Genomic DNA, 10,015 nt, shown 5'->3' with positions numbered 1-10,015 from the left:
CGGATCCTGTCCTGAGGCTTCCGACTTCAGACGCCTGACTTCCGACTAAGGGGCTGTTGCTCATGCAACAGCCCCTTTTTTTCATAAATATGGTAAAATAGACAAAGAGACAGCGACTGCAGGGGTATATTTTCCTGTTCTTACCAGCTTGCAGACAGTTGTATACGAAAAACATGCAGCACCTATCTTTACAGGAGGCGATGATTTTGAGGAAAATAGAATGTCTGGCTATGATCCTGGCCGGCGGCAAGGGCAGCCGTCTGGGAGTCCTGACCAAAAACGTGGCCAAACCGGCGGTGCTTTTCGGCGCCAAATACCGGATCATTGACTTTACCCTCAGCAACTGCCGGAATTCCGGGATCGGTACCGTGGGGATCCTGACCCAGTACCAGCCTCTGGAACTGAACTGGTACATCGGCAACGGAAGCAGCTGGGACCTGGACAGCGGGGACAGCGGGGGCACCTTTGTGCTGCCTCCCTACATGAACGACAAGGATTCCTCCAACTGGTACCAAGGCACGGCGGATGCCATCTACCAGAACCTGAATTTCCTGGACATGATCGATCCCCAGTATGTACTGATTCTGTCCGGGGACCATATCTATTCCATGGATTACAGCACCATGCTGGCTTTCCACAAAAAGCACCGGGCCAAGGTCACCGTCAGCACCTTCCGGGTACCCCTTTCCGAAGCGTCCCGGTTCGGGATCATGAACGCCAATGAGGATATGAGCATCCGGGAATTCGAGGAAAAACCCGCCCAGCCCAAAAGCAACCTGGCGTCCATGGGCATCTACATTTTCGACAAGGATGTGCTGAAACAGTACCTGATGGAAGATGCGGCTCGGGAGGATTCGGACCATGATTTCGGGAAGAACATCATCCCCCGGTTGCTGGAAGACAAAGTGCCCACCTTCGCCTATCCTTTCGAAGGGTACTGGAAGGATGTGGGGACATTTGAAAGCCTGTGGCAGGCCAATATGGACCTGTTGTCCGACAACCCGCCCATCAGCCTCAACGACCCCGACTGGCGGATCTATTCCGGGAACCAGTCCCTGCCCGCCCACTATGTGGGACCCAATGCCTCGGTGATCAGTTCTCTCACCGGGGAAGGGGCGGTAATCCTGGGGAACGTGTTCCATTCCGTGATTTTCTACAATGTAACGGTGGAAGAAGGGGCCACGGTCACCGATTCGGTGCTGATGCCCGGTACGGTGGTGGAAAAAGGCGCGGTGGTGGACCATGCCATCCTGGGTGAACGGTGCCGGGTACGGGCTGGCGCAGTGATCCGGGGCGCCGCCGGCAGCATCAAAGTGTTCGGCAACGACCATGTGGTCACCGGCAGCGAAGGACTGGAAGCACAGGTCCAGCCGGCAGGCCCCAGCAGAAAGAAGGACGGGAAAGGAGCGGTGGTCAATGGATAACAACATCATCGGGCTCATCAATCTTCAGGGGCCCAATTACATGGCGGAACTGAGCAGGAAACGGCCCATGGCTTCTGAACCTTTTGCCGGGAAATACCGGCTCATCGATTTTGCCCTGTCCACCATGGTCAACGCCGGGGTGGACACGGTGGGGCTGCTGCTGCCCTTCCACAGCCGTTCCGTACTGGACCATGTCCGGTCCGGTAAGGACTGGAGCCTGGCCCGGAAACAGCACGGTCTGTTCTACCTGCCGGTGGACGAGGCCCGGGAAGTGACCAATCCTCAGACCGGGGACATCCGGACTTATTACAAGAATCTGAGGTTCGTGGAACGGGAACGGAACCACTACCTGCTCCTTTCCGGCTGCGATGTGGTCCACAACATCGACTACAACCAGCTGCTCCACTATCACCGGAACCGGAATGCGGATGTGACATTGGTGTACAAGACCCTGGAAGCGGACTGTGAAGGGGACGGATATGTGGTATCCGTCAACGAAAGCGGCCATGTGACCAAACTGGTGAAATCAGAAACCCTGAAGAAGGGGGACAAAATATACCTGGGGAGCATGCTCCTGGACGGGGGGCTGTTTGTGGCCATGGTCCGCAGGGCCTTTGCCCAGGATCCCAACCAGTATCTTATGGACGTGATGGCCCGGAACGTGTCCCATCCCGGAATCTACGGCTATGAATACCGGGGTTATGCCAAACGGATCCATTCTCTTAAAAGCTATTACGAAGCCAATATGGACATGCTGAACCTGGACAACTGGAAGGCCGTGTACCGGCCGGACCGGAAAATCTACACCAAGGTGAAGGATGAGGCTCCGGCCAAATACATGGCGGATGCCAAAGTCACCAACTCCCTGGTGGGGGACGGATGTGTCATCGAAGGCACCGTGGAAAACTCCATCCTGTTCCGCCGGGTGCGGGTGGGACGGAATGCGGTGGTGAAGAATTCCATCATCATGCAGAACACGGTGATCGGCGAAGAAGCCCGGGTGGACCGGGTAATCTGCGACAAGAACCAGGAAGTCCAGCCGGAAGCGTTTCTCAACGGAAAGCCGGATGCGCCCCTGTGCGTGATCCAGTATGATATCCTCTGACCTGTCCGGCTGCGGAAAAGGAAGGCGGGGTCATTACGAAAACCTGGAAAAATCCAAAACAATTTGTCAGTCTCTTCACCCAGAAGGCCAAGGTCCTGTTCAATGAGGAACCGGAAGCCCTGAGTCCCAAAAAGGTGTACCTGGTGCTGGCCAACCTGGTGAAGGACCTGATCTATGATGACTGGCTGGCTACGGAACAGCGGTACGATTCCCGGCAGGCCAAGCAGGTGTATTATTTCAGCATCGAGTTCCTGCTGGGCCGGCTGCTGGATGCCAACCTGATGAACTGCGGCATGGAGGACCTGGCCCGGGAAGGACTCCGGGAACTGGGGTTCGATCTGGATGCCATCCTGCCCCAGGAGGCGGATCCGGGGCTGGGGAACGGAGGCCTGGGCCGTCTGGCGGCCTGCTTCATCGATTCCATGGCAGCGCTCCAGCTGCCGGGCCACGGGTGCAGCATCCGGTACCAGTACGGTCTTTTTGAACAGCATATTGTGGACGGTCAGCAGGTGGAACTGCCGGATACCTGGCTCCAGGACGGGTTCCCATGGGAAACCAAACGGTCGGACAAGGCGGTCCATGTCCGGTTCGGGGGGAACTGCTACATGCGCCCGGACGGCAAGGGGGGGCTGGAATGCGTCCATGAGGGATACAGCTCGGTGCTGGCCATCCCCTATGACGTGCCGGTGCCCGGGTACCGGAACCATACGGTGAACACCCTCCGGCTGTGGCAGGCAGAATATGCCCCGGACGGGATCCTGAGCCCCAGCCAGGGCGGGGACTTTCGGAAGATCCTCCAGTACCAGGACACCACCCAGCAGATCTCCCGGTTCCTGTATCCGGATGATTCCACGGAAGAAGGCCGGAAGCTGCGGCTGATGCAGGAATATTTCTTCGTATCCGCCGGGCTTCAGAGCATTGTCCGCCACTACCGGGGGCTCCACCGGGACATCCGGGAATTCCCCCGGCATGTGGCCCTTCACATCAACGACACCCATCCTGCCCTTTTAATCCCGGAACTGATGCGGATCCTTCTGGACGAAGAGGGATTGGGGTGGGAGGAAGCCTGGAACCTTACGGTATCCAGCATATCCTATACCAACCACACCATTATGCCGGAGGCCCTGGAACGGTGGTCCATTCCCCTGTTCCAGAGCCTGCTGCCCCGGGTGTATCTCATTGTGGAAGAACTGAACCGCCGGTGGCTGGCCGCCTACCGGAAGAAATTTCCGGGACGGGAAGACAAGGCGGAACAGGTGGCCATCCTCTGGGGCGGCCAGGTGCGCATGGCCAATCTGGCAGTGGTGGGCAGCCACAGTGTCAACGGGGTGGCGGAGCTCCACACGAAAATCCTGAAGGAAAGCACTCTGCACCCCTTCTATGAGGTGTTCCCGGACCGGTTCAACAACAAGACCAACGGGGTGACCCACCGCCGGTGGCTGCTGGAATCCAATCCACCTCTGGCTTCTCTCATTTCTGACACCATCGGTACGGAGTGGATCCGGCACCCGAAAAAACTCAAGGACCTGATGGCCTACCGGGACGACCCGGCCTTCCAGGAAAAACTGGAACAGGTGAAGCAGGACCGTAAGGATGCCCTGGCCCGGTGGGTCCAGGAGACCAAGGGGATCACCCTCGATCCCCATTCCGTCTTTGACATCCAGATCAAGCGGTTCCACATGTACAAGCGGCAGCTGCTGAACATCCTCCATGTGTATTCCCTGTATCTCCGTCTGTTGGAGGACCCGGAAGCGGTGCCTCTGCCCCAGACCTTTATTTTTGGCGGCAAGGCGGCAGCTTCCTACGGGGAGGCCAAGGTGGTGATCAAGCTGATCCATACTGTTTCCCAGCTCATCGACCGGGAGCCCCGGGTGCGGGAAAAACTGAAGGTGCTGTTCCTGGAAAACTACAATGTGTCCCTGGGCCAGCGGCTGTTCCCGGCAGCGGATGTAAGCGAGCAGATTTCCACTGCCAGCAAGGAAGCTTCTGGAACCGGCAATATGAAGTTCATGATGAACGGGGCCATTACCCTGGGGACCCTGGATGGAGCCAATGTGGAAATCTGCCGGCTGGTGGGGGACGCCAACTGCGTGATCTTCGGCCTCCGGGCAGAAGAAGTCCAGAAGTTCTACCGGGAGGGGGGCTATTCCTCCTGGGAACTGTACCGGCAGGATGAGGAAATCCGCCGGGTACTGGAAATCTTCCAGGCCAATCCCCTGTTCAGTCAGCTGTATGAAGACCTGCTCCGGCGGAACGATGAATACTTCGTCCTGAAGGATTTCGATGCCTATCGGAAAGCCCATCAGGAAATCCTCCGCCGGTATCAGGACCGGCCGGGCTGGCTCCGGGCTTCGGCGGTGAACATTGCCCAGTCCGGCCATTTCTCCAGCGACCGGACCGTGTCCCAGTATGCCCGGGACATCTGGAAGGTGAAGCCCGTACGGGTCTGAACCATGGAAAGGAGCCCTTATGCGTCTGAGTGCCATTGATTCATACAGTATGTACCTGTTCCACAACGGGACCAACGGAAACAGCTGCCGTCTCCTGGGAGCCCACCGGACCGTATGGCACAGGAAACCCTGTGTCCGTTTTTCCCTCTGGGCTCCCCATGCCCAAAAGGTCAGTGTGGTGGGGGATTTCAATCACTGGGATCCGGAAGCCAACCCTATGGAACGGGCAGAAGACGGGGAAATCTGGAAAACCTTTGTTCCCGATCTGCCGGAAGGGACCCTGTACAAATATGCCATCATCACCGCTTCCGGGGAAACCATCCTGAAGGCGGATCCCTATGGATTCCGGGCCCAGCTGCGGCCGGACACCGCTTCGGTGGTGGCTTCCCTGAACTACCGGTGGCGGGACGGAGCCTGGCAGAAGAGCCGGGCAAAATACGATTCCTACCATGGGCCCATGAACATCTACGAAGTCCACGCCGGCAGCTGGCGGCGTCATGAAGACGGCAGCTTCCTGAGCTACCGGGAACTGGCGGACGCCCTGGTGCCCTATGTGAAGGACATGGGTTATACCCATGTGGAATTCATGCCCCTGTGCGAATATCCCTTTGACGGGTCCTGGGGATATCAGGCCACCGGGTATTTTGCTCCCACCAGCCGGTATGGGAAGCCGGAAGATCTCATGTATCTGGTGGACCAGTTCCACCGGAACGGCATCGGGGTGATCCTGGATTGGGTCCCCGGCCATTTCTGCCGGGATGCCCACGGGCTCCGGTTCTTTGACGGGGAGCCTTTATACGAATCCGGGAATCCCCTGCTGGCGGAAAACAAGGACTGGGACACCATGAACTTCGACTACGGCCGGCCGGAAGTACGGAGCTTCCTCATATCCAGTGCCCTGTTCTGGCTGGAGGAATACCATTTCGACGGTCTCCGGATCGACGCGGTGGCCAGCATGCTGTACCTGGACTACGGGAAAAAGGACGGCCAGTGGCAGGCCAACAAATACGGGGGAAGGGAGAACCTGGAAGCAGTGGAATTCCTCCGGCAGCTGAACACGGCGGTGTTCCGGGAAAAGCCCCAGGCCCTTATGGTGGCGGAAGAATCCACCACCTGGCCTCTGGTGTCCCGGCCGGTGGATCAGGGAGGCCTGGGCTTCAACTACAAATGGAACATGGGCTGGATGAACGACATGCTCCAGTACATGAGCACGGATCCCCTGTACCGGAAAGGGTGCCAGGACCTGATCACCTTTTCCCTGTACTATGCTTTTTCGGAAAACTTCATCCTGCCCCTGTCCCACGACGAAGTGGTCCATGGGAAAAAATCTCTCATCGACCGGATGCCAGGGGACTACTGGCAGAAATTTGCCGGGCTCCGGGCCTTTTACGGGTATTGGATGAGCCATCCCGGGAAGAAGCTGCTGTTCATGGGCGGGGAATTCGGCCAGTTCATCGAATGGCGGTATGCGGAGCAGCTGGACTGGCTGCTGCTGGATTATCCCAAGCATCAGGAACTGCAGGCTTACAGCCGGGCGCTGAATCATTTCTACCTGGACCACCCGGAATTCTGGCAGGTGGATTACGACTGGACCGGCTTTGAGTGGATCAGCTGCGACGACCGGGACAACAGCGTCATTGCCTTTGTCCGGAAGGGACAGGATCCGGATGCGGAAACCGTTGTGGTGTGCAATTTCACCCCGGTGGTACGCCGGGAGTATCGGATCGGGGCCCCGGAACCGGGGGCCTGGGAAGAAGTGTTCAACAGTGACGCCGAAGAGTTCGGCGGCAGCGGAGTCCGGTGCGGGACGCTCCGGGAGGACGGCCGGGTGCTGGTGGAAACGGAAAAGGTGCCTTTCCACGGCCGGGAACAGTCCTTGGTGCTGACCCTGCCGCCTCTGGGTGTGCTTTATTTGAAAAAAATCAGGAAAACCGAAGGGGACGGAACCAAGAAAGTCAATCTCCCGGGTAAAGAAAGAAGAAGGTGATTCCCATGAAAGTGTTATTGGCAGCTTCAGAAGCCGTGCCCTTCATCAAAACCGGGGGCCTGGCGGATGTAATGGGGGCCCTGCCGGCCAAACTCCGCCGGGAAGGGGTGGAAACAGCTCTGGTGATCCCCAAATACGCCCAGGTGGCGGAAAAATACGGTGGCCGGATGGAACAGGTGTGGCAGGGAACCGTGGATCTGGCCTGGCGCCGGCAGTACGTAGGGGTGGAAAAGATTACCCTGGAAGACGGGGTGCCGGTGTTCTTCATCGACAACGAATATTATTTCAAACGGGAGGGCCTGTACGGGTTCTTCGACGACGGGGAGCGGTTCGCCTATTTCTGCCGGGCGGTGCTGGCCATGCTGCCCCATATCGGGTTCCGGCCGGATATCATCCACAGCAACGACTGGCATACGGGGCTTATGGGAGTGTACCTGAAGGAGGACTTCCAGAAGGATCCCTTCTACCAGGGCATCAAAAGCCTGTTCACCATCCACAACATGAAATACCAGGGCATCTACGGGCCGGAAATCGTGGAGGATGTACTGGGGCTGTCCCGGAGCCTGTTCGACAGTGGGAAAATCGAAAACGGCGGCTGCGTCAACTACCTGAAGGCCGGGATGGAATATGCGGACGCTGTGACCACCGTAAGTCCCTCCTATGCGGAAGAGATCCGGTATCCCTATTTCGGGGAAGGAATGGACGGCTATGTGCGGCTGTGCCAGGGGAAGATCACCGGGATCCTCAACGGCATGGATGAAAAGGCCTATGACCCGGCGGAGGATCCCCGGATCCCCTATGGCTATACGGACAAAGACGTGTTCATCCGGAAGCCCCTGGACAAGGAAGCCCTCCAGAAGGAACTGGGACTGCCGGTGAGCCGGCGGGTGCCGGTGTTTGCCATGATCTCCCGTCTGGTGGAAGCCAAGGGGCTGGATCTTCTGACCTGCATCATGGACGAACTGCTCCAGGAGGACATCCAGCTGGTGATCGTGGGCACCGGGGACAAAGCCTATGAACAGGCCCTTACGGACCTGGCCTCCCGGTATCCGGACAAGGTGTCCGTGAACATCCTGTTCAGCGAGGATCTGGCACATCGGGTGTATGCCGGGGCGGATTTCTTCCTGATGCCCTCCCGGTACGAAGCCTGCGGCCTGAGCCAGATGATCTCCATGAAATACGGCACCATTCCTGTAGTCCATGCCACCGGAGGCCTGCGGGATTCGGTCCAGAACTTCGAAAAGTTCTCCGGGGAAGGGAACGGCCTGTCCTTTGCCCACTTCAACGCCCATGAGCTGCTGTTCACCATCAAACGGGGGCTCAGCGACTATGAGGAGGACACGGTGTGGGAAAAGCTGGTGCTCAATGCCATGCACAGTGACAACAGCTGGGACAAGTCCGCCCGGGCCTACAAGGCTCTGTATGAAAAAATCGCCGGACCGGAGGAAGCCCCGGCCCCGGCTGTGAAGCTGACCCTGGGAGATGTGGCGGTAAAACTGCCGGAAGAGGCACCGGGGGAAGGGCTGCGGACCAAAGCTGCCGGCACCCGGAAACGGGCCCTCCGGAAAACCGCCGCCCACAAGAAGACGGCCCGGAAGACGCCGGTCCGGAAAGCCGTCCGGAAAAAACCGGAGTTCCGGTAAGGGACTCCGGGAATCCGGCTGGAGCAGAAAAGGACGATTATCGTGGAAATTACAGCCTATCATGATTCTCATCAGACAGCCTGCCGTTTCCCCTTCGGAGCGGTTCCGGGAGGGACTGCCGTAACCCTGCATCTTGTGGTGCAGGGACGGGGGACGGAGGCTGTCTTTCTGCGTCTCTGGGAACAGGAACGGGAAATCCTCCTGCCCATGGACTGCACAGAGAAAGAACAAGAAGCCCCGGAGAGGGCGGAAGCCCGGCAGCCGGGGGAGGAACCGGAAGTCAGGTCCCGCCGGTACGGAATCACCTTCACCGTGCCGGAACGGGGCTGCCTGGTGTGGTATTATTTTCTGATCCGACAGGGAGAGGAAACCTGCTGGTACGGCAACAATGAGGCCCAACAGGGAGGAATGGGCCAGCTGTGGGACCGGGAGCCCCCTTCCTTCCAGATCACCGTCTACGACCGGGACTCGGTGACGCCGGCCTGGCTGAAACAGGCGGTGGTGTACCAGATTTTTCCGGACCGGTTCTGCCGGGGAAAGGTGCCGGCGGACCGGTTCCAGGGAAAGCCGGGAGCCCTGATCCACAGCGCCTGGGAAGGGAATCCCTGCTATGTAAAGGACAAAGAGGGCCAGGTGGCCTACTACGACTTCTACGGAGGCACCTTGGAGGGAATCCTGGAAAAGCTTCCCTATCTGGAAAAACTGGGCGTGAACTGTCTGTACCTGAACCCCATTTTCCAGGCCCGGAGCAACCACCGGTACGATACTGGGGACTACAAGGCCATCGATCCCTTCCTGGGTTCTGAAGAAACCTTCCGGATCCTGTGCCGGGAAGCACGGCGCCATGGGATGCGGATCCTCCTGGACGGGGTGTTCAGCCACACCGGGGCCGACAGCCGGTACTTCAACCGGGCCGGGACCTATAAGGGCCTGGGCGCCTGGCAGGGACCCGCTTCTCCCTATTACAAGTGGTACCATTTCCGGAAATATCCGGAAGACTATGGCTGCTGGTGGGGGGACCGATCCCTGCCGGAAGTGACGGAAACGGAGCCTTCCTACCTGGATTTCATCATCCGGGACAAAGACAGCGTGCTCCATCACTGGCTGGATGCCGGGATCAGCGGCTGGCGGCTGGATGTGGCCGACGAACTGCCCGACGGGTTCCTTACCTGTTTCTACCAGGAACTGAAGGCAAAGGAGCCGGATGCGGCCCTTATCGGGGAAGTGTGGGAAGACGCCTCCAACAAGGAGAGCTACGGAATCCAGCGCCAGTACCTGTCCGGGGGGAAACTGGACAGCGTGATGAACTATGTGCTCCGGAACCTGATGCTGGATTTTGCCCTGGGGAAAACGGACGCCCAGGGAGCGGACCGCCGGTACTGGCAGCAGGTGGAGAACTATCCCCG

At 58.6% G+C, this 10,015-nt stretch carries 6 protein-coding genes; all 6 read left to right on the top strand.

Features of this window, described 5'->3' with window-relative positions:
• The first annotated feature begins 206 nt into the window (after positions 1-206).
• A complete protein-coding gene (locus QVO43_RS02150; protein WP_022486967.1) occupies positions 207-1,424 on the top strand; it encodes a glucose-1-phosphate adenylyltransferase in 1,218 nt (405 codons plus the stop codon).
• Positions 1,417-2,529, top strand: coding sequence for a glucose-1-phosphate adenylyltransferase subunit GlgD (gene glgD, locus QVO43_RS02145; protein ID WP_022486966.1), 1,113 nt, complete (start codon positions 1,417-1,419; stop codon positions 2,527-2,529). The genes QVO43_RS02150 and glgD overlap by 8 nt, the downstream gene beginning before the upstream one ends.
• Positions 2,526-4,979, top strand: a complete 2,454-nt coding sequence (locus QVO43_RS02140; protein WP_308664315.1) for a glycogen/starch/alpha-glucan phosphorylase — start codon at positions 2,526-2,528, stop codon at positions 4,977-4,979. The genes glgD and QVO43_RS02140 overlap by 4 nt, the downstream gene beginning before the upstream one ends.
• Before the next feature lie 19 nt (positions 4,980-4,998).
• Positions 4,999-6,966 carry a 1,4-alpha-glucan branching protein GlgB gene (glgB, locus tag QVO43_RS02135; protein ID WP_022486964.1) on the top strand — a complete coding sequence of 656 codons (1,968 nt, stop codon included), beginning with the start codon at positions 4,999-5,001 and terminating at the stop codon, positions 6,964-6,966.
• 5 nt (positions 6,967-6,971) lie between these two features.
• Positions 6,972-8,609 carry a glycogen synthase GlgA gene (gene glgA / locus QVO43_RS02130; RefSeq protein WP_022486963.1) on the top strand — a complete coding sequence of 546 codons (1,638 nt, stop codon included), beginning with the start codon at positions 6,972-6,974 and terminating at the stop codon, positions 8,607-8,609.
• A gap of 42 nt (positions 8,610-8,651) precedes the next feature.
• A partial coding sequence (locus QVO43_RS02125; RefSeq protein WP_288174339.1) for a glycoside hydrolase family 13 protein occupies positions 8,652-10,015 on the top strand: 1,364 nt, incomplete at its 3' end.

The organism is Acidaminococcus sp. CAG:542 (assembly GCF_000437815.1).
Classification (GTDB): Bacteria; Bacillota; Negativicutes; order Acidaminococcales; family Acidaminococcaceae; genus Acidaminococcus.
This window is presented reverse-complemented; position numbering and strand designations above follow the sequence as displayed.